The organism is Cryobacterium sp. SO2, from assembly GCF_026151165.2.
Taxonomy (GTDB): domain Bacteria; phylum Actinomycetota; class Actinomycetes; order Actinomycetales; family Microbacteriaceae; genus Cryobacterium.
Window position 1 is genome coordinate 3,655,192 of sequence record NZ_CP117849.1, and the last position, 18,564, is coordinate 3,673,755.

General features: G+C 69.9%; 16 protein-coding genes. 11 read left to right on the forward strand and 5 right to left on the reverse strand.

Annotated elements, in window-relative coordinates; genetic code table 11:
- Nucleotides 1-232: 232 nt before the first annotated feature.
- The 7 genes from BJQ94_RS17210 (at nucleotide 233) to BJQ94_RS17240 (ending at nucleotide 6,413) form a co-directional block, all read left to right on the forward strand.
- A complete protein-coding gene (locus tag BJQ94_RS17210) occupies nucleotides 233-1,225 on the forward strand; it encodes a putative F420-0 ABC transporter substrate-binding protein (protein WP_265399651.1) in 993 nt (330 codons plus the stop codon).
- A gap of 49 nt (nucleotides 1,226-1,274) precedes the next feature.
- On the forward strand, nucleotides 1,275-2,369 hold the full coding sequence (locus BJQ94_RS17215; protein WP_265399650.1) for a putative F420-0 ABC transporter permease subunit: 1,095 nt from the start codon (nucleotides 1,275-1,277) through the stop codon (nucleotides 2,367-2,369).
- A gap of 125 nt (nucleotides 2,370-2,494) precedes the next feature.
- Nucleotides 2,495-3,394, forward strand: a complete 900-nt coding sequence (locus BJQ94_RS17220; RefSeq protein ID WP_265399649.1) for an ABC transporter ATP-binding protein — start codon at nucleotides 2,495-2,497, stop codon at nucleotides 3,392-3,394.
- A complete protein-coding gene (cofD, locus tag BJQ94_RS17225; protein WP_265399648.1) occupies nucleotides 3,391-4,440 on the forward strand; it encodes a 2-phospho-L-lactate transferase in 1,050 nt (349 codons plus the stop codon). The genes BJQ94_RS17220 and cofD overlap by 4 nt, the downstream gene beginning before the upstream one ends.
- 255 nt (nucleotides 4,441-4,695) lie before the next feature.
- Nucleotides 4,696-5,574: an alpha/beta hydrolase gene (locus BJQ94_RS17230; protein WP_265399647.1), complete on the forward strand. Its 879-nt coding sequence runs from the start codon at nucleotides 4,696-4,698 to the stop codon at nucleotides 5,572-5,574.
- On the forward strand, nucleotides 5,558-5,719 hold the full coding sequence (locus BJQ94_RS17235) for a hypothetical protein (protein ID WP_265399646.1): 162 nt from the start codon (nucleotides 5,558-5,560) through the stop codon (nucleotides 5,717-5,719). The genes BJQ94_RS17230 and BJQ94_RS17235 overlap by 17 nt, the downstream gene beginning before the upstream one ends.
- A gap of 28 nt (nucleotides 5,720-5,747) precedes the next feature.
- Nucleotides 5,748-6,413, forward strand: a complete 666-nt coding sequence (locus BJQ94_RS17240) for a lysoplasmalogenase (RefSeq protein WP_265399645.1) — start codon at nucleotides 5,748-5,750, stop codon at nucleotides 6,411-6,413.
- A 15-nt stretch (nucleotides 6,414-6,428) separates the two neighbouring features.
- Here BJQ94_RS17240 and BJQ94_RS17245 read toward each other — a convergent pair whose 3' ends face one another.
- Genes BJQ94_RS17245 through BJQ94_RS17255 form a run of 3 tightly spaced genes read right to left on the reverse strand, consistent with a single transcriptional unit; the run spans nucleotide 6,429 to nucleotide 10,729 of the window.
- Nucleotides 6,429-9,125 carry a multicopper oxidase domain-containing protein gene (locus BJQ94_RS17245; RefSeq protein ID WP_265399644.1) on the reverse strand — a complete coding sequence of 899 codons (2,697 nt, stop codon included), beginning with the start codon at nucleotides 9,123-9,125 and terminating at the stop codon, nucleotides 6,429-6,431.
- A complete protein-coding gene (locus BJQ94_RS17250) occupies nucleotides 9,122-10,360 on the reverse strand; it encodes a hypothetical protein (RefSeq protein ID WP_265399643.1) in 1,239 nt (412 codons plus the stop codon). Before BJQ94_RS17250 ends, BJQ94_RS17245 begins: the two co-directional genes overlap by 4 nt.
- 33 nt (nucleotides 10,361-10,393) lie before the next feature.
- Entirely contained in the window at nucleotides 10,394-10,729 is a 336-nt protein-coding gene (locus BJQ94_RS17255; protein ID WP_265399642.1) for a DUF2249 domain-containing protein, read from the reverse strand.
- Between the two features lie 119 nt (nucleotides 10,730-10,848).
- Here BJQ94_RS17255 and BJQ94_RS17260 point away from each other — a divergent pair, with 119 nt between their 5' ends.
- On the forward strand, nucleotides 10,849-11,187 hold the full coding sequence (locus BJQ94_RS17260) for a non-heme iron oxygenase ferredoxin subunit (protein WP_265399641.1): 339 nt from the start codon (nucleotides 10,849-10,851) through the stop codon (nucleotides 11,185-11,187).
- Between the two features lie 58 nt (nucleotides 11,188-11,245).
- Here BJQ94_RS17260 and BJQ94_RS17265 read toward each other — a convergent pair whose 3' ends face one another.
- A complete protein-coding gene (locus BJQ94_RS17265; protein WP_265399640.1) occupies nucleotides 11,246-11,941 on the reverse strand; it encodes a hypothetical protein in 696 nt (231 codons plus the stop codon).
- A gap of 44 nt (nucleotides 11,942-11,985) precedes the next feature.
- Complete coding sequence (gene moaA, locus BJQ94_RS17270) at nucleotides 11,986-13,104, reverse strand: GTP 3',8-cyclase MoaA (protein WP_265399639.1); 1,119 nt, start codon at nucleotides 13,102-13,104, stop codon at nucleotides 11,986-11,988.
- Between the two features lie 124 nt (nucleotides 13,105-13,228).
- Between moaA and BJQ94_RS17275 the strand changes: the two genes are divergently transcribed.
- The 3 genes from BJQ94_RS17275 to BJQ94_RS17285 all read left to right on the forward strand — a co-directional run bounded on the left by BJQ94_RS17275 (nucleotide 13,229) and on the right by BJQ94_RS17285 (nucleotide 18,511).
- Complete coding sequence (locus BJQ94_RS17275; protein WP_275875520.1) at nucleotides 13,229-14,656, forward strand: HNH endonuclease signature motif containing protein; 1,428 nt, start codon at nucleotides 13,229-13,231, stop codon at nucleotides 14,654-14,656.
- A gap of 391 nt (nucleotides 14,657-15,047) precedes the next feature.
- The gene (locus tag BJQ94_RS17280; RefSeq protein WP_265399996.1) at nucleotides 15,048-16,028 is read left to right on the forward strand and encodes a formylglycine-generating enzyme family protein; all 981 of its coding nucleotides are present in this window, start codon (nucleotides 15,048-15,050) and stop codon (nucleotides 16,026-16,028) included.
- 128 nt (nucleotides 16,029-16,156) lie between these two features.
- Complete coding sequence (locus BJQ94_RS17285) at nucleotides 16,157-18,511, forward strand: arylsulfatase (protein ID WP_265399997.1); 2,355 nt, start codon at nucleotides 16,157-16,159, stop codon at nucleotides 18,509-18,511.
- Nucleotides 18,512-18,564 lie beyond the last annotated feature (53 nt).

Here is an 18,564-nt window from a genome sequence, read left to right on the forward strand (position 1 = left end):
TGCGACCCCCGGTTCGATCTGACCGGTTGCGCTGGCCCGGATTTGGGCGGCAGGTCGGGGCTTCGCCTCCGTTTCACTCCCCACCTCGTTCGAGCCCTGCTCCGTCGATGCGTGCGCTGCACGCCGTTCGGCGATGTCGACCGGCCCCGGTGTTCCCGCACCGAATCCTCGGCCGGCAACCCGACACGACATCAGCGCCACGGATGCCCGGCTCCCGCCTCAGATTGGCCCCATGAAGACTCGCTACCCCGCCATCGCCGCTACCGCGGCCGTGCTGCTGCTCGCCGGCTGCGCCTCCGGCTCGACCGCCGCGGCGCCGGCCCCAACTGCCTCGCCCGGAGCGTCAAACGCCTTCCCCGTGTTGTTCACTAACTGCGACACCACACTCACCCTCGAGGCCGCGCCAGAGCGCATCGTCACGATCAAGTCCACCACCACCGAGCTGTTGCTGGCGCTCGGGCTCGGCGACCGCATCGTCGGCTCGGCGTTCCTCGACGGCCCGCTGCCGGCATCCCTCGAAGACGCGGGCGCAGATCTCAACGTGATCAGCGACTTCGTGCCCGGCCAGGAGGCCGTTCTGGCGCTGACCCCTGACTTCGTCTACGGCGGCTGGGAGTCCAACTTCTCCGCCGAGGGCGTGGGCGAACGCGCCGCACTGGCCGACCTGGGCATCGGCAGCTACGTGTCGCCGGCCGCCTGCAAGGGCGACGCCATGCCCGACCCGCTCACCTTCGACACGGTCTTCGCCGAGATCGACGAGGCCGGCGCCCTGTTCGGCGTGCCGGATGCCGCCGCCGCGCTGGTCGCCGAGCAGAAGGCCGACCTCTCCGCGCTCGAGCCCGCGACCGGCAAGACCACCGCGCTCTGGTATTCCAGCGGCTCCGACACCCCCTACGTGGGCGCCGGCATCGGCGCGCCGCAGATGATCATGGACGCCGCTGGCCTGACCAACATCTTCGCCGACGTGCACGACACCTGGACCTCGGCCGGCTGGGAGTCCGTCGTGGCGGCGAACCCCAGCGTGATCGTGCTCGTGGACGCCACCTGGAACACCGCGGACTCCAAGATCGCGCTGCTCGAGGGCAACCCGGCAACGGCCGGGCTCGACGCCGTGGTGAACCACCGGTACATCACGGTGCCGTTCGCCGCCGGCGAGGCGGGCATCCGTAACGTGGAGGCGGCCGGGTCGATCATCGACCAGCTCGCCGCCCTCGACACCAAGTAGACATACCCGGCCGGGCATATACGCGAATCGGCCCCGACCAGAGGACACCATGACGGGCAGCACGACGACTCGGAGCACGGGCATCACCGCGCCCCGCGCCGTGCTGCCCGCGAGCAGCCGGCCCGGCCGCGACCTGTTCTGGCTGATCACCGCGGTGGTCGCGTTGGTTCTCGGCAGCGCCGTGGCCGTCACCATCGGCCCGGCCGACGTGAGCCTGGCGCAGGTGTGGAGCAGTGTGGCCGGCCACCTCGGCCTGCCCGGCCTGGCGGGTGGCTCCCCGGTGCCGCCGCTCACCGACGCCATCGTGTGGCAACTGCGGATGCCGCGCGTGCTCACCGCCGCCATGGTGGGTGCGGGCCTCGCGCTCAGCGGCGCTGTCATGCAGAGCGTCACCCGCAACCCGCTCGCCGACCCGTACCTGCTCGGGCTGTCGTCGGGCGCATCGCTCGGCGCGGTCTGCGTGGTCATCCTCGGCGTGGGCTTCGCGCTGCCGGCGGCGGCGTTCGCCGGGGCGCTGATCGCCCTGTTCGCCACCCTCAACATCGCCCGCGTCGGCGGCGCCATCACCCCGGGCCGGGCCGTGCTGGCCGGGCTCGCGATCGCCCAACTGGGCTCGGCCGGCACCTCGTTCATCATCTTCTGGGCGGCCAAGGGCGACTCCTACCGGGAGATCCTCAACTGGCTGCTCGGCTCCCTGGCCGGCAGCTCGTGGAGCAGCGTGCTGACCTCCGCGGTCGCCCTCGTCGTGGTGGGCACCGGCATCCTGCTCGCCGCCAGCCGCCTGGATGCGTTCACCTTCGGCGACACGAACGCCGCGTCGCTGGGCATCAACGTCAATGCCACCCGCTGGGGATTCCTCGTGGCGGTGGCGCTGCTCACCGGCGCGATGGTGGCGGTGAGCGGGGCGATCGGCTTCGTGGGGCTAATCCTGCCGCACTTGGTGCGCGGCCTGAGCGGGCCGGGCCATCGCCGCCTGCTGCCGCTCGTCGCCGTGGTGGGCGCCCTGTTCCTGGTGCTCGCCGACACCCTCGCCCGCACGGTCTTCGACCCGCGCGAGCTGCCGGTCGGCATCATCACGGCGTTCATCGGGGTGCCCGTGTTCATCCTGCTGATCAAGGGCAAGCGAAGCGCGGCCTGGGCATGAGCGCCGAGCGCGGCCCCGCCGCAGCCGCCCGACTTGCCGCAAAAGCCCCCATCGAGCGCTCTGAAGGGGAACTTTCCCGCAACTCGACAGGGTCTCTCCCGCGAGTTGCCGCAAATACCCCCTTCGTGCGCGCTGAAGGGGCATTTTCCAGCAACTCGGCGACGACAAGTGACGGCGTGGTGCTCGACGGGGTGTCTCTCAGCATCGAGGGCACGCGCATCCTGCACGGCATCTCGGCGAGCCTGCCCACGGGCACGGTGACCGGGCTGCTCGGCCCCAACGGCGCGGGCAAGTCCACCCTGCTGCGCATCATCGCCGGCATCGACCGGGCGGATGCGGGGACTGTCGCGCTCGACGGCGCTGTCGTGGGCCAGCTGCGACGGCGGGAGGCGGCCCGGCGCATCGCCCTGCTCGAGCAGAACGTGGCGCCCAGCGTCGACCTGTCCGTGCGCGAGGTGGTGCTGCTCGGCCGCATCCCGCACCGCAGCAAGCTGCTGGGCAGCTTCGGCGGCGAGGACGACCTCGGCGTGGCGCTCGAGGCCCTCGCCATGGTGAGCGCCGGCGATCTCGTCGACCGGCGCTGGCACACCCTGAGCGGCGGGCAACAGCAGCGGGTGCAGATCGCCAGGGCCCTCGCCCAACGGCCCAGCCTGTTGCTGCTCGACGAACCCACCAACCACCTCGACGTGAGCGCGCAACTGTCACTGCTGCACCAGGTGCGCGGGCTCGGCCTCACCTCGGTGCTCGCCCTGCACGACCTCAACCTCGCGGCCGCCTACTGCGACCGCATCGTGTTGCTGCAGGCAGGCCGGGTGGCCGCGTTCGGCACCCCGGACGAGGTGCTGCGCCCGGAAATCATCCGGGCGGTCTACGGCGTCGACTGCGACATCGTGCCGCACCCCCGCACGGGGCGCCCGGTGATCGTGTTCTCCGGCCCCGACGAGCAGCCCGACCCGCAGCCATCCGCACCGCCGAACACCCCAGCCGGCGACCGGCACAACGACTTTGGAGAAGGAACCCCATGACCCGAGTGACAGTTCTCGCCGGCGGCGTCGGTGGCGCCCGGTTCATACGCGGGTTGCTGCAGCAGCTGGCCTCCGTCGACGCTGGCAGCGAGGTGACCGTGATCGTCAACACCGGCGACGACATGTGGCTCGACGGGCTGCGCATCTGCCCCGACCTCGACACCGTGATGTACACCCTCGGCGGCGGCATCAGCGAGGAGCAGGGCTGGGGCCGGCCCGACGAGTCCCGGCGCACCTCCAGCGAGATCGCCGCCTACGGGCGCGGCTGGTCGTGGTTCACCCTCGGCGACCTCGACCTGGCCACCCACATCGTGCGCACCGACCTGCTCAGGAACGGCGCCACGCTGAGCGCCGCCACCGAGTTCCTCTGCCGCCGCTGGCAGCCGGGCGCCCGACTGCTGCCGATGAGCGACCAGTTCGTGGAGACCCACGTGCGCCTGGCCGAGGACGCCGACGAGCACCGCGCCAGCGAGCTCATCCACTTCGAGGAATGGTGGGTGCGGTACCGCGCCGGCAAGGCCGTCACCGAGTTCGTGCAGGTGGGCCTGGCCGATGCCGTCGCTGCCCCCGGCGTGATCGAGGCGATCCTCACCGCCGACCTGGTGATCCTGCCGCCGTCGAACCCCGTCGTGTCGGTCGGCACGATCCTGGCGATCCCGGGCATCCGCGACGCCCTGCGGGCCACAACCGCCCGCGTGGTGGGCATCGCGCCGATCATCGCCGGCTCGGCGGTGCGCGGCATGGCCGACGCCTGCCTGACCACCATCGGCGTCGAGACCTCCGCCCTAGCGGTGGGCTTGCACTACGGCTCCCGCCAGGGCGACGGGGTGCTCGACGCCTGGCTCGTCGACGAGACGGACGCCGCGGCCGTGCCCGCACTGGAGGCCGCCGGCATCCGCGCTGTCGCCGTGCCGCTCTGGATGACCGATGTGCCCGCGACCGCCCGGATCGCCGCCGAGGCCCTGCGGATCTCCGCAGAGTTGACGGCCGCACCCGACCTGCCTGTCGCGGAGTTCGGTTACTCAGGGAGGGCTTCGACTCCGTGACGGCCTGGCGGGGGGCCACGAGAAGTTCTGGCACGGCGCCGAGACCCGCGCGTTCCTCGGTGATCCCGCCTTCACCGTCACCGACGACACCGAGGTCGTGCTCGAGCGGCTGCGGGTTGTCGAGGTGCTGCCCGGGGCCTAGCTCGCGGCCCGGGCGCCTCAGGCGAGGCCTGCCGGGGAACGCCGGACGGCGCTACTCTCGGCTACGTCGATGCGCCACGCGCAGACCTGTCCCCCGAGCGAAGGGCCAGCCCCATGTCTCCTGCTCCCCCGCCGCCCCGCGTCTACGGCACCTGGCCGGGCGGGATGCCGTACCTCGCCGTCGGCTCCGGCCCACCGCTGGTCTTCCTGCCCGGCACCACCCCGAACCACGAGCCGCCCACCGGCCGCGACCGCCGCTTCCAAGCCCAGCAGCTGCTGCCGTTCGCCGCGTCGCGCCGGGTGTGGTGGGTGAACCGGCGGCCGCAGCTCGACCCCGCAGCCACCATGGCCGACATCGCCGCCGACTACGCCCAGGCCATGCTGCGGCGCTTTGACGAACCCGTCGACGTGATCGGACAGTCCACCGGCGGGGGTGTGGCCCTGCAGCTCGCCGCCGACCATCCGGCCGTGGTGAACCGGCTGGTCATAGTGTCCGCGGCATACAAGCTGGGCGAGGAGGGCCGGGACTCACAACTGCGGGTCGCCGACGACGTTCTCGATGGTCGCCCGCGCGCCGCCTTCGCCGAAATGATGCGCATACTGGGCGGCGGTCGCCGGTCCAGCCGGATGCTGGCGGGCATCGGCTGGCTGCTCGGCACCAGGTACTTCGCCCACGTCTCCGCCGACCTGGTGACCACCATCCGGGCCGAGGACGCCTTCGACCTGCACGCCCGGCTGGCCGAGATCCTGGCGCCCACCCTCGTGATCGGCGGGGAGCTGGATGCTCTGTATTCGGCCGAGCTGTTCCGGCAGACGGCGGAGGGCATCCCCCGCGGCCGGCTCTCCCTCTACCCAGGTCGGGGCCACCTGGGCACGACTTTCGATCCTCGGTTCGTGTCCGATGTGCGCTCGTTCCTCGATCTGCCCGACGAGAGCGGCACCCGGGCCGGACGGGCCGAGCCGGGTGCCGGGCGGGATGACGTCACGCGCTGACCGGGCCTCGCCCGCGTCGGCCCGGGCCGAGGCCGAGTGGCATCCGCTCTACCGGATCGGCGGCCTGGCCGCGCTGGTGATGACGCTGGACGTGTTGGGGCCGCGCCGCGCGCCGGAAGCGGGCCCGTCTCAGTACAGTGAGTGAGACATCCGTCCCACATCGAGGTGAGCACGTGGAAAAATCCCGTATCGCGGTTCGGCCACCATCGTCGATCGTGCCGTTCCTGCCGATTCTCGTGGTCGGCGTGATCCACCTGGGCGCCATCCTGCTGTCGTTACCCGAGGTCGTGGAGTGGACGAAGCCGCTCCTGATGCCGGCCCTGGTGGTCGGGCTGGTCTGGGGTGCACCGCAGCGTCGTTCCCCGGTGATCGTGCTCGGGGTTCTCGCCCTGACTCTCTCCTGGCTGGGGGATGTCACGCTGCGCTGGTTCGTCGTCGGGCTGGTCTTCTTCCTACTGGCGCACATTGCCTACCTCGTGTTGTTCGCCACCCGGCTCGCCGTGCGCCGGGTGCGCTGGTGGGCCATCGCCTACGCGCTCTGGCTCGTCATCCTGCTCACGATCCTGGGCCCGCAGACCGGGTCGCTGCTGATTCCGGTCATCGCCTACGGCACAGTGCTCTGCTCGATGGCGGCGGTCGCCTCCCGGTGCAACGGCTGGGTCGCGTGGGGCGGCGCGGTCTTCGTCGTCTCCGACTCGATCCTGGCCGCAAACAAGTTCCTGCCCGGTGCCGGCATCCCCGCGGCGGACTTCCTGATCATGCTCACGTATCTCGCGGCGCAGACGCTCATCGTGGGGGGACTCCTGCGGCATGAGCGGGCCCGCGTGGCTAGGCAGTAAAACTGGGCAGTACAGCTAGGGCAGTACCTCGATGATGCCGCGGGCGCCCTTCTCGGCATCCGACATGACGTGGCTCACAAAGGGATAATGGCCGGCCTGGCTGAAGCTGAGCTCCACGAAACCGCCCTGTGCGGCGGCGAGGTCGAGCACCTGGGCGCCACCGGTACCGGTGCTGCCGCCGTCTTTCAGCGAGTAGTCGCCCTCCTTGTAAACGGTGTGGAACTGGCCGCCGACAACGTGGAAGGCGCTGCCCACGTTCGGGCCGGCATCCAGCACCCACACGCGCACGGTCTCGCCGACACGGGCCTCGAGCGGCCGGGCGGCGTACTGGTTGGCGTAACCGTTGAACACCATCAGGTCGGGGGTCTGCGCCTCCACCTTGACGGCGTCCACCTCGCTGCCCTGCGCGCCGAGGTAGAGCTCGGACTGCACCACGAGGTACTCGCGGTCCACCGCGGCCAGGCCGGGCGGGTCGATGATGACGGCGCCGAACATGCCGTTGGCGATATGCACGGACATGGGCATGGTGGAGCAGTGGTAGAGCCAGATGCCCGACCGGGTGGCGGTGAACGTGTAGACCAGGCTCCCGCCGGGCTGGATGGTGCGCATCACCTCATCGGGGGCGACGCCGCCGGCGTGGAAGTCGATGGAGTGCGCGACGGTGCCCTTGTTCACCAGGGTGATCTCGAACACATCGCCCACGGTGCCGCGCAGGGTGGGGCCGGGCGCGGTGCCGTTGAAGGTCCACAGCATCTGGGTGATGCCGGGCGCGACCTCGCTTTCCACATTGCGCACGATCAGGGTGCGGCGATGCACCGTGGCGACCGTGGCGGGAGGGAGGGTGGCGTCGCGCGCCTCGAAGTCGGCGTCGGGTTCGGCCATCGGGTCGATATCGGCGGCGGCAGAGGTCGTAGTCCCTGTGGCGGCCTCGTCGTGGCCGGTATGGCTGCCATCCGCGGACATCCCTGCCATGCCGTCCATAACGGCGGTGTCGCCGTCAGCGGCGGCACTATCGCTGCCATCGGCGCTGTCCACCGTCTCATCGGCACCCACGGCCACGATGCTGATCTCCATGCCCAGCAGCCGGTGGCCGGCGATCGAGCACCAGCCGTCCAGACTCGCGCCGATCACGCCCACCCGCACGGTCTCGGCTGCGCCCGGGTCGAGTGACCCAGACACCAGCCCGGACTCCAGCACCAGGTTGTGCACCATGTCATCGCTGTTGGTGAGGGTGATCACGAGCTCGTCGCCAACCGGCACCTCGATGCGGTCGGGCACGAACCGGGTGTTGACCATGTCCACCGCCACCGTGGTGGTGTGCCCGGTCGCGGTCGCGGCGGCGGACGAACCGGCGGCCTGGGTCGACACCGTCGACAGCCCCACCGAGACCGGGTCCACGGCGATGCCCACGGTCACCGTGAGCAGCAGCACGCTCGCGGCCGCGAGCATCCGCCCGGTGTGGCGCGGTCGGATGCGCGGCACCGGCCGGTCGCCGGGCACCACCCGCACGAGCGGCAGGGCGCGCACCCGCCGGTTGGTGCGGAGGGCCCGGGTGAACAGCACCAGGAAGCTGGCCAGGGTGGCCACGATCAGAACCGACAGCGCCACAGTGAGGGTGCTGGAGACCGGCAACAGCGACAGGGCGAGGCCGCCGTTGACGACCACGACCCGGAACAGGCCGCCGCGGTCGAGCTCGGCCGCGGTGGCTTTGAGGGCGCCCGGGCCGCCGCCAAGCACCACGGGCACCAGGTGACTGAGGGCGCCGAGCAGGATCTGCGCGGCGAAGCCGATCGCGAAGTACGGCACCAGGGCCTCGACACCGGCGGCCGCGGCCGTCCAGCTGGGTGCGAGCGCCACCTGCAGGCCGAACCCGAGGGTGCAGAGCGCGAACCAGACCTGCGCGGCGCCCAGGCTCCAGGCGGCGAAGGTCACCGCGGGCGCCCGCCGCAGGTGCCCGACGCCCTCCCAGAGCACCCGACCCAGGGCCACCAGGTAGATCAGAATGCCGAGCGCAACGACCAGGCGCAGGTCGGCCAGGCAGCCGAGCGCGACGAGGCCGAGGCCTCCCACCAGCACCGTCAGGGTGCTGCCGGCCGCTACCGTGGCACCCTCGACGCGGGTGTGCAGCACTGTAGGCCAGAGCAGCGCGATGGTGCCGATCACGGTGAGGCCCACCCAGCCGAGCAGGTTGAGGGCCAGGTGGCCGATGAACAGGCGTTCGTAGTCCTCGCCGCCGCCGTCGAGTCGGGCCATCAGGATGCCCAGGGTCACGCCGGCGGCGAGCGTCACGCCACTGGCCACGTAGTAGCGCACCAACGGGGCGAACCGGCCCGGCATCGCCCCACGGGTCTGACCCACGATCACGGCGGCGTGCGCCAGAGCGTTCAGCCCCACCAGGATGCCGCCGGCCAGCACCAGCGGGTACCAGCCGATGACCATGCCCGTCATCACCGCGATGGCGCCGACGGTGTGTGCCGTCAGCCGCAGGCCGAGCGAGACGCGGTGGCCGAGGGCCTTGCGCCGCAGCAGCGTGTCGGCGAAGTGCTGGCTCCAGATCAGGATGGCCGTGCTCACCGCGCCAAGAAGCAGCAGGTGCACCAGCAGCCAGCCCGACGACGGCAGTTGGCGGTGCAGCACGGTGAGGATCACCGCGGCTGCGAGCCAGGCGGGCACCAGGCTTCCCGAGACGATGTGCCAGAGCTTGTCTTTCACAGCAGCGATCCCCGCAGGGGTGTGGCGGCCGGTTCGGCGGCCGACGCTGTGGCTCCGCGCGGTACGACGGTTCGACGCGGCACCGCCGGGCCCGGCAGCGCGCTGGTTCCGCGCACGACCGACACCACAGCCACAGCCACGAAGAGCAGCACCGCGACAATGTTGAACATCCCGCCCCACTGCACCAGCACCGGCCAGCCATAGGCGTCGCCGAGCAGCACCCGGGCCAACAGCGAGCCATGCAGCAGCGCCGCCGGCAGGTACATCACCGGTCGGTAGGGCAGCGGGCGGCGCAGCACGGCGGGCAGGATGGTGGGCGCATGCGCCATGATCATCGACATCACGAAGCCGAGGAACACGGCGTGCATCATTGCGTCGTAGGCCGGGCCGGAGTAGACCGGGCCCCGCAGCAGCCAGATGCCACCGACCACAAGGAGCCAGCCGTAGCCGGCCAACAGGCAGCAGGCCATGTAACGGGGCAGCCCATCGGAGCGCACCATGCGGGTGGCGATGTCGTGCCGGAACAGCCAGGCCACCAGGGCGAGCATCCCCGCACCCAGCAGCGGGTAGCCGGCGACCGGCCAGACCAGGGCCGCGACGGCGCCGAAGCTGAGTGTGAGGCTGATGCCGAGCATCCACGCCTCGGCGTGACGGTTGACGGTGGGCGAGATGCGGGACAGCTCGAGGCGCTCGCCGGCGATGGTGAGCACCAGATAGAGGATGAGCAGCGGCGCGAGCTGCGGGATGCCGATGCCGCGCAGCCAGAAGATCGTGGCCATCAACCCGGCCAGGGCACCGAGCACCTGCACGGCGGTGGAGACCGAGCCCTGCTTCCGCCAGATCTCGGCGTAGATGGCCAGCAGAATGGCGCTGCCGGCGACGAGGGCCGCCTGGCCCACGACCACGGGCAGCGGCGAGATGAGCGCGACACCGCCGGCGCCGAGCAGGCCGGGCGCGAGGTAGGCCCAGCCGCGGCGCACGGCAACGGCCCGCTCGAGCACCACCACGGTGCCGACGAAACCGAACACCATCAGCGGGCCGTGCACCTCGGTAAGTCGGGTGCTCCCGACGGGGGCGGCCAGGCCAAGCAGGAGCAGAGCGCCGTCGAGGCCGGCGAGCAGGGCGATACCACCGAGGAGGAGGAAGACCAGCCGTCCGGTCACCCGGGGCCGCGCGGCCGAGCCGGTGCCGCGCGCTGCGCTGCCGGTGCGGCGAATGGGGCTCAGGGTGGTCATCGGCGGCGGCTTCAGGTCAGGCTGGCGCCGGGGTCAGTTGGCGCGGGTGAGGCGGATGGTCCAGGTGTCTGGTCCGTTTTCGAGGTACGAGACGAGGAACTCGCCCGGGCGGGTGCTCTCGAGCTGGCCGAGCAGCGGCAGCGGGTTGTGCGAGGCGATCAGGTCGAGCGCGAAGCCGGGCTTGATGGCGCCGAGGGCGCCGAAGATCGTGGCGTGCCGGATGGCGTGCGGGACGGTGCGGGAGTCCAGAACGATCTTCTCGGTGTCCTCGTGGCCGCAGGCACAGGCGTGCGCCTCGGCAGGTGCTTCATGCGCGGCAGGTACGGCACCGGGGCGGCTGGATGACAGGACGATCGGTTCGACGGTCATAAGAATTCTCCTTCGCCGGGTCGAATGACCCTGTTCAGTCACTTTAGAGGATGTCTATCCTTTTAATCGGGACGTTCGTCCCATGAGGCGATCCACTATCGGCAGGGAATGAGGAGCAGGTGGCAACCAGGGTGTGCGCGGAATCCGAGCTGGAGCTCGGCGAAGCGATCAAGGTGATGGTCGACGGCGTGGCAGTGGCCCTGGTGAAGGACAGCGCGGGCAACTGCTACGCGCTGGGCGACATGTGCTCACACGCCGACATCTCGCTCTCGGACGGCTTCGTCGAGGGCGACGACCTCGAGTGCTGGGCACACGGCGGCCGGTTCGAGCTGTCCACCGGACGCGCCCGCACCCTGCCGGCCTCCGAACCGGTGCCGGTCTACCCCCTCACCATCATCGACGGCGACGTCTACGTAGACGTATCGACGCAAGTAGACGTGTCGTCGTACGTGGCCTAATCCCCCCGCGAACTGTGAGTCACAGCCCCAGAATTCTGCCAATTCTGGGGCTTTTCTCTCAGCTCGCGAGGGTGGTGGGCAGATGGACGAGGCAGAGCTGCGGCTGCACGAAGGGCTCGAGGCGGATGCCCTCACCGTCGCGACCGAGCGAACGCGCGACGCCCTTCATGAGACCCAGGTGCACCGAGCAGACCACATCGGGGTTGGCCCGTGCCTCAGCCCGGAACGGGCAGGCGGTGAGTGCGATCACGGACTCGTCAGCGCGCAGTTCGGGCTCGAAGCCGATCTCGGTGAGCACCCGCAGCAGCGGGGGCACCAGGTCGGTGGCGGGCGCGTCGGCGGGAGGCACGTCGGCGGATGTCCCATCCGCCACGGCCGCGTACTGCGCCGACCAGCGTTCGCCGGCCCGCACCGAGCGGGCGCGGCCACCGTCGGCGTCTTCGCCGATCACCGCGGCGAGGGCCTGGGTCAGCTGTTGTTGGGCGTCTTCGACCGGCACCGGTGCCGCAACCGCGCTGAACAGCACGTGCGGGCGCCCACGCTGCCCGGCCCTGGCGATCCGGCGCTCGACGAGCCCGGCCGCCTCGAGGTGTTCGAGGTGGAACCGGGCGGTGGTGATGTGCAGCCCGAGCGCCGCGGCGACGGCGGCCACGTCCAGAGGTGCGACGGACCCGGCGAGCAGGGCCAGGGCTCGGCGGCGCGGCTCACTGGCCAGTGCCGCGTGCCGGCGGTCGCTCTGATCGGTCGAAACCATGATTTTAGAGTAGCAGCGTGCGGTTTAACCGGGCCGGACAGCGGTCATCCGCCGATGTAGGACATCTCGATCTTCTTGCGGCCGGAGGAGCGCACCGCGCCGGTCTGGGCGCTGCGCAGTTGGGAGGCCCGGTCGGTGCGCTGGCGCCAGATGGCACCCATGGCGGCGGAGAGCTGCTCGTCGGTGCTGCCGTCGCGCAACAGCGCGCGCAGGTCGTGGCCCTCGCTGGCGAACAGGCAGGTGAACAGCTTGCCGTCGGTGGAGACGCGGGCGCGGGAGCAGGTGTGGCAGAACGACTGGGTGACGCTGGAGATCAGGCCGATCTCGCCCTCGCCGTCAAGGTACCGCCAGCGCCGGCTGGTCTCGCCTGTGTAGTTGGGGGCCACTTCTTCCAGCGGCAGTTCGGCGTGGATGCGATCGCGCACCTCGCTGGACGGCAGCACGGCGGCCATGTCCCAGCCGTTGCTCGTGCCCACGTCCATGAACTCGATGAAGCGCAGGATGTAGGGAGTGCCCTTGAAATGCCGGGCCATGTTGACGATGTCGTGGTCGTTCTGGCCGCGCTTGACCACCATGTTGATCTTGATCGGGCCCAGGCCCACGGCGTGGGCGGCGTCGAGGCCGGCCAGGATGCGCGCGACCGGGAAGTTGACGTCGTTCATGGCCCGGAAAGTGGTGTCGTCGAGGGAGTCGAGCGACACCGTGACGCGCTTGAGGCCGGCGTCCTTGAGCGCCTGGGCCTTCACAGCCAGGGCCGAGCCGTTGGTGGTGAGGGCGATGTCGACCGGGCGACCGGCCGGGGTACGCAGGGCGGCGAGCATCTCGATGAGCTCCTCGAGGCCCTTGCGCAGCAGCGGTTCGCCGCCGGTGAGCCGGATCTTCTCCACCCCGTGCGCCACCGAAATGCGGGCTAGCCTGGTCATCTCCTCGAAGGAAAGCATGTCGTCGCGGGGCATGAAGGCGAAGTCCTTGCCGAAGACCTCCTTGGGCATGCAGTACACGCAGCGAAAGTTGCACCGGTCGGTGACCGACAGTCGCAGGTCGTGCAACGGCCGGTTGAGGGTGTCGACGAGGGGCGGCGCATCCGTGGCCGGAACAGGCCGGCTGACCGCGGCCGGCTCGGAGTGCGCGGCGACGTGCGCGGAGAAGGGTGCGCCGGACATACACCGACCCTAACCCCGAACGGCTGCGGCTTGCCTCACGATGCCCGAATAAAGGCGTCCGAAAAGTTCTCCACAGGCTGAGTATTCCTCACACAAACCTTCGCAATCGGGCTACATTCGTGGCATGACAATCCAGTCGAGCATCGCAGACACGTTCGCCGCTTCCGGCGACGATGCGCTGCTGGGTGCCGCGGGCGAGGTGGCCCGGTTGGGCTCGTGCAGCGCCGACTACGACCGCTTGTCGGATGCTGCGGCGCTGGCCGGTCAGCGGATTTTGGCGCAGGCGCAGCATGAGTTGGATACCCGTAAGGCATGGATGGCGAAGACTCTCGCGCAGCGCTCCCGGTGGGAGTTGGGCCAGGACGGGCTCGCTCAGCAGCAGGGTTTCCGCTCGCCTGAGGACCTGATCCAGAAGTTGACCGGCAGTACCCGGGTCGAGTCCCGCAAGCTCGTGGGCGTGGGCCGGATGCTCGCCGAAACCGAGGAAGCCGATGCCCGGCAGGCCGACGCCGGGGACACCCTCGACCTGGTCGCTCCCCTGCTTCCGCCGGCGCCGTGGCACGCGCCGATCTCCCGGGCCGTGAACGACGGCACCCTCTCGATCGATGCCGCCCACGCCCTCCGCACCGGCCTGGGCGACATCGACACCGTCGTCACCGGCCCGGTCCTCGCGACCGCGGTAGCCGACCTGCTCGCCGAAGCCCCATCACTGAACGCCGACCAACTCCTCAAACGAGCCCGACAGACACGCGACAGCCTCGACGAGGCCGGCATCCGGGTGCGCGAACAGAAAGCCTGGGACGACCGCTACCTGCACATCTGGATCCTCGACACCGGCCAGGTCCGCATCGACGGCCTCTTCCCCCCGGAACAGGGCGAATTCATCAAAGCCACCTTCGACAGCCTCACCAGCCCCCGCCGCGGCGGCGTGCGCTTCGTCGACACCGACCGCGCAGCCTGGGCCACACGAGTCCAGAACGACCCGCGCACCACCACCCAGATCACCTGCGACGGCTTCGTCGACCTCCTCACCGCCGGCACCACCGTCAACCCGAACGAAATGCTCGGCGGTCGCCGCCCCGCAGTGCAAATCCTCACCACCCACACCCCGGCCGGCCACGGTTACATCGAGGGCAACAACGCGCCCGTCTCCCCCGAAACCATCGAACGCCACATCTGCGACTCCGGCACCATCGACCTCACCTTCGACCAACTCGGCCGGCCCCTGAACGTCGGTCACGAACAACGCCTCTTCAACCGAGCCCAACGCCGCGCCCTCGCCGCCCGCGACGGCGGCTGCCGATGGCCCGGCTGCGACCGCCCACCCGCCTTCACCGAAGCCCACCACATCGAACACTGGCAGAGAGACAACGGCAGAACCGACATCGACCAGGGCATCCTGCTCTGCCGCGCACACCACCTGCTACTCCACAACCAGCACTGGCAAATCTTCGAGAACACCGGCCACTACTGGCTGCGACCACCCACCACTATCGACCCCGGCCAGAAGCTCATCGAGATGCCCAGCCACACCCAGCCACGACTCACCTAAACCCCAGCCGCTGATCGAGCTTGTCGAGATCCACCGAAATGGTGCACGTTCGCGAGCAAGGTCGCCGGGTCTCGACAAGCTCGACCAACGAGCGGGAACCTCCCGAAGGCACCTCACGAGGTCTCGACAAGCTCGACCAACGTCGGGGGTCGCCACCATCCGCTGATCGAGCTTGTCGAGATCCCGCTAGATGGGGCACGTTCGCGAGCAAGGTCGCCGGGTCTCGACAAGCTCGACCAACGAGCGGGGTACCTTCCGCAGGCACCTCACGAGGTCTCGACAAGCTCGACCAACGTCGGGGTCGCCACCATCCGCTGATCGAGCTTGTCGAGATCCCGGGAGGCAGCCGGACGGGGTGGCCGGCGGGTGAGGGGCGCGGTAGGGTCTGCGCGTGACCACGGAGGACCACGGCTGCTGCGCACCCACCCACGAGGCGATGACCGGCGCCCGAGCATCCGACCTGACGATGGGAAAGGTGGAGCCGGCGGGCCATGCCTCCACCGCCGGGCGCACCGCCAGCCGACACAACCTCGCTCAGGCGGCGGTGCCCGGCCAGCTGTTCCGCATGGGCGACGCCGACGGCGCGGGCAACCCCGGCGACGGCGAGACGCCCGTGCACGAGGTGTGGGTGGACGCATTCTCGATCGACGCGACGACGGTCACAAACACCGCGTTCGCCCGGTTCGTGGCCGACACCGGCTACCGCACCGAATCGGAGCTGTTCGGTTACTCCGCGGTGTTCCACCTGGCGTTGCAGGCCGACCTCGACGACGTGGTCGGGCAACCGCCGCAGACCCCGTGGTGGCTGGGGGTGCGCGGTGCCGACTGGGCGCATCCAGCCGGCCCGCGGTCGTCACTCGGCGGCCTGGCCGAGCATCCCGTGGTGCAGGTGAGCTGGAACGACGCGGTGGCCTATTGCGCCTGGGCCGGCCGGAGACTGCCGGCCGAGGCCGAGTGGGAGTGCGCCGCGCGCGGCGGGCTGGCCGGCCGCCGGTACCCGTGGGGCGACGAGTGGACCGAGGGACAGCGCTGCAACATCTGGCAGGGCCGGTTTCCCGCGGTGAATACCCTGGCGGATGGCTGGTTGACCACGGCACCGGTGCGCGAGTTCGAGCCGAACGGCTACGGGCTGTGGCAGAGCGTCGGCAACGTCTGGGAATGGTGCGCGGACTGGTGGGCGGAGGGGTACTACGCGGCGTCCCCGGCCCGGAATCCCGGTGGTCCGGCGACTGGGGAGCAACGATCGATGCGGGGCGGTTCGTACCTCTGCCACGACTCCTACTGCAACCGGTACCGCAACTCCGCCCGGGCCTCGAACACGGCCGACTCTGCAGCGGCCAACGTCGGTTTTCGCACCGTCGCGCTGGTCTGAGGACCCGAACGCGGCGCCTCGCCCTTGACACCCCAAGGAGGGGTAATACAGTCACTCGGGTCAGCGTCCGTTGACCCAGAGGCTGTTCGTGGACGGCCGGATTCCATCGTCGTGATCGGAGAACCCCAATGCCCGCACCATTCACAGGCACCATCAACGTCGACATTCGCGACTCGGAACCGGACTGGGCTCCGTTCGAACCGCCCAAGGCCAAGGCCGGGTCGCCCAATGTGGTCTACATCGTGCTCGACGACGTGGGCTTCTCGGCGATGTCCAGCTACGGCGGCCCGATCCAGACCCCCAACATCGACAGGGTGGCGGATGCCGGGGTCAAGTACACCCAGTGGCACACGACGGCGCTATGCTCGCCTACCCGCTCCTGCCTGCTCACCGGGCGCAATCACACCCGCAACAGCATGGCGTGCATCACCGAGGCCGCGATCGGGTTCCCCAACGCGAGCGGCACCATCCCGCCGGAGAACGGCATGCTGTCCGAGATCCTCGGCGAGCTGGGCTGGAACACCTACATGGTGGGCAAGTGGCACCTCTGCCCCGACGACGAGATGAACGTGGCCTCCACTCGGCGCAACTGGCCAACCGGCCGCGGCTTCGAACGCTGGTACGGCTTCCTCGGCGCCGAGACCAACCAGTGGTACCCCGAGCTCGTCTACGACAACCACCCGGTGGACCAGCCCGCGCTGCCCGAAGACGGCTACCACTTCTCGGTGGACATCACCGACAAAGCCATCGAGTTCATCAAGGACTCGAAGGTGATCGCGCCGGAGAAGCCGTTCTTCCTGTACTACGCGCCCGGTGCCGCCCACGCCCCGCACCAGGCGCCCCGGGAGTGGGCCGACAAGTACAAGGGTCAGTTCGACATGGGCTACGAGGCGATCCGCGAGGAGACCCTCGCCCGGCAGAAGAAGATGGGCATCGTGCCGGCCGACACCGAACTGCCGCCGATGAACCCGCTCGGCACTCCAGACACCCGCTCGGGGCCCGACGGCCAACCCTTCCCGCTGATGGACATGACCCGGCCCTGGGACTCCCTCAACGCCGACGAACAGCGCCTGTTCGCCCGCATGGCCGAGGTCTACGCCGGGTTCCTCTCGCACGCCGACCACCAGATCGGCCGGCTGCTGGACTACCTCGACGAGCTCGGTGAACGCGAGAACACCATGGTCATCGTGGTCTCCGACAACGGCGCCAGCGGCGAGGGCGGCCCGAACGGGTCGGTGAACGAGATGAAGTTCGCCAACGGTATCCCCGACGAGATGGCCGATAACCTCAAGATGCTCGATCAGCTCGGAGGCACCTCCACCTACAACCACTACCCGAACGGCTGGGCGATGGCATTCAACACCCCGTTCAAGATGTGGAAGCGCTACGAGTTCAACGGCGGGACCTGTGACCCGTGCATCATGTCGTGGCCGGCCGGGATGCCCGCCCGCGGCGAGCTGCGCGAGCAGTACCACCATGCCGTGGACATCACGCCGACCATCCTCGACGTGCTCGGCGTGCAACCGCCCGAACGCATCAAGGGACACGTGCAGAGCCGCTTCGACGGGGTGAGCATGCGGTACGCCTTCGCGGATGCCGATGCGCCGACCACCCGTCGCACCCAGTTCTACTCGATGCTGGGTTCCCGCGCGGTCTGGCACGACGGCTGGAAGGCCATCACGACGCACCCGACCCTGAGCGGCTGGAGCCACTTCAACGACGACGAGTGGGAGCTGTACCACACCGATGTGGACCGCGGTGAGCTGCACAACCTGGCGGCCGAGTATCCGGAGAAGGTGCGCGAGCTGGAGAACCTGTGGTTCGCCGAGGCCGGCGCGAACCAGGCGTTCCCGCTGGACGACAGGTCGGCGTTCGAGATCTTCGTCACGCCCCGGCCGGTGCTCTCGCCACCGCGGAACCGCTACGTGTACTACCCGAACACGTCAGAGGTGCCGGAGTCGCAGGCGGTGAACACCCGCAACCGGTCGTTCGTGATCGGCGCACTGGTGGACCTGCCCGCCGCCGGCGCCGAGGGGGTGCTCTTCGCGCAGGGCTCCAGGTTCGGCGGCCACGCCCTCTATGTGGCGAACAACCGGCTGCACTACGTGAACAACTTCGTCGGACTGTTCGAGCAGAAGATCGACGCGGACAGGGACCTGCCGGTAGGTGAGAATCTGCTCCTCTCAGCCTCTTTCGAGAAGGACGGCGAGGACCCGCCGCACGTGTCCACGGGCCTGCTCAGCCTCTACTACGGCGACACGAAGGTGGGCGAGGGCCGCATCAAGACCCAGCCGGCCAAGTTCTCGATCGCGGGCGAGGGCCTGAGCGTCGGCCGCGACAGCGGTGAAGCGGTGACCGACTACGCCGGCACCGCGCCGTGGGCGTTCACGGGCGGCACGATCAACCGGGTCGCCGTCGACGTGAGCGGCGAACCGTATGTTGACCTCGAGCGGGAGGCCCAGGCCATGCTGATGCGCGAATGACCCTCGGTCTGCGCGGGGATTCGTAGCGCGCGAGCAGGGTCGAAAGCCCCTCG

Coding starts and splice junctions, on each gene's coding strand:
- BJQ94_RS17210 (WP_265399651.1), top strand. CDS start 233: ATGAAGACTCGCTACCCCGCCATCGCCGCTACCGCGGCCGTGCTGCTG.
- BJQ94_RS17215 (WP_265399650.1), top strand. CDS start 1,275: ATGACGGGCAGCACGACGACTCGGAGCACGGGCATCACCGCGCCCCGC.
- cofD (WP_265399648.1), top strand. CDS start 3,391: ATGACCCGAGTGACAGTTCTCGCCGGCGGCGTCGGTGGCGCCCGGTTC.
- BJQ94_RS17230 (WP_265399647.1), top strand. CDS start 4,696: ATGTCTCCTGCTCCCCCGCCGCCCCGCGTCTACGGCACCTGGCCGGGC.
- BJQ94_RS17235 (WP_265399646.1), top strand. CDS start 5,558: ATGACGTCACGCGCTGACCGGGCCTCGCCCGCGTCGGCCCGGGCCGAG.
- BJQ94_RS17250 (WP_265399643.1), bottom strand. CDS start 10,360: ATGACCACCCTGAGCCCCATTCGCCGCACCGGCAGCGCAGCGCGCGGC.
- BJQ94_RS17255 (WP_265399642.1), bottom strand. CDS start 10,729: ATGACCGTCGAACCGATCGTCCTGTCATCCAGCCGCCCCGGTGCCGTA.
- BJQ94_RS17265 (WP_265399640.1), bottom strand. CDS start 11,941: ATGGTTTCGACCGATCAGAGCGACCGCCGGCACGCGGCACTGGCCAGT.
- moaA (WP_265399639.1), bottom strand. CDS start 13,104: ATGTCCGGCGCACCCTTCTCCGCGCACGTCGCCGCGCACTCCGAGCCG.
- BJQ94_RS17275 (WP_275875520.1), top strand. CDS start 13,229: ATGACAATCCAGTCGAGCATCGCAGACACGTTCGCCGCTTCCGGCGAC.
- BJQ94_RS17285 (WP_265399997.1), top strand. CDS start 16,157: ATGCCCGCACCATTCACAGGCACCATCAACGTCGACATTCGCGACTCG.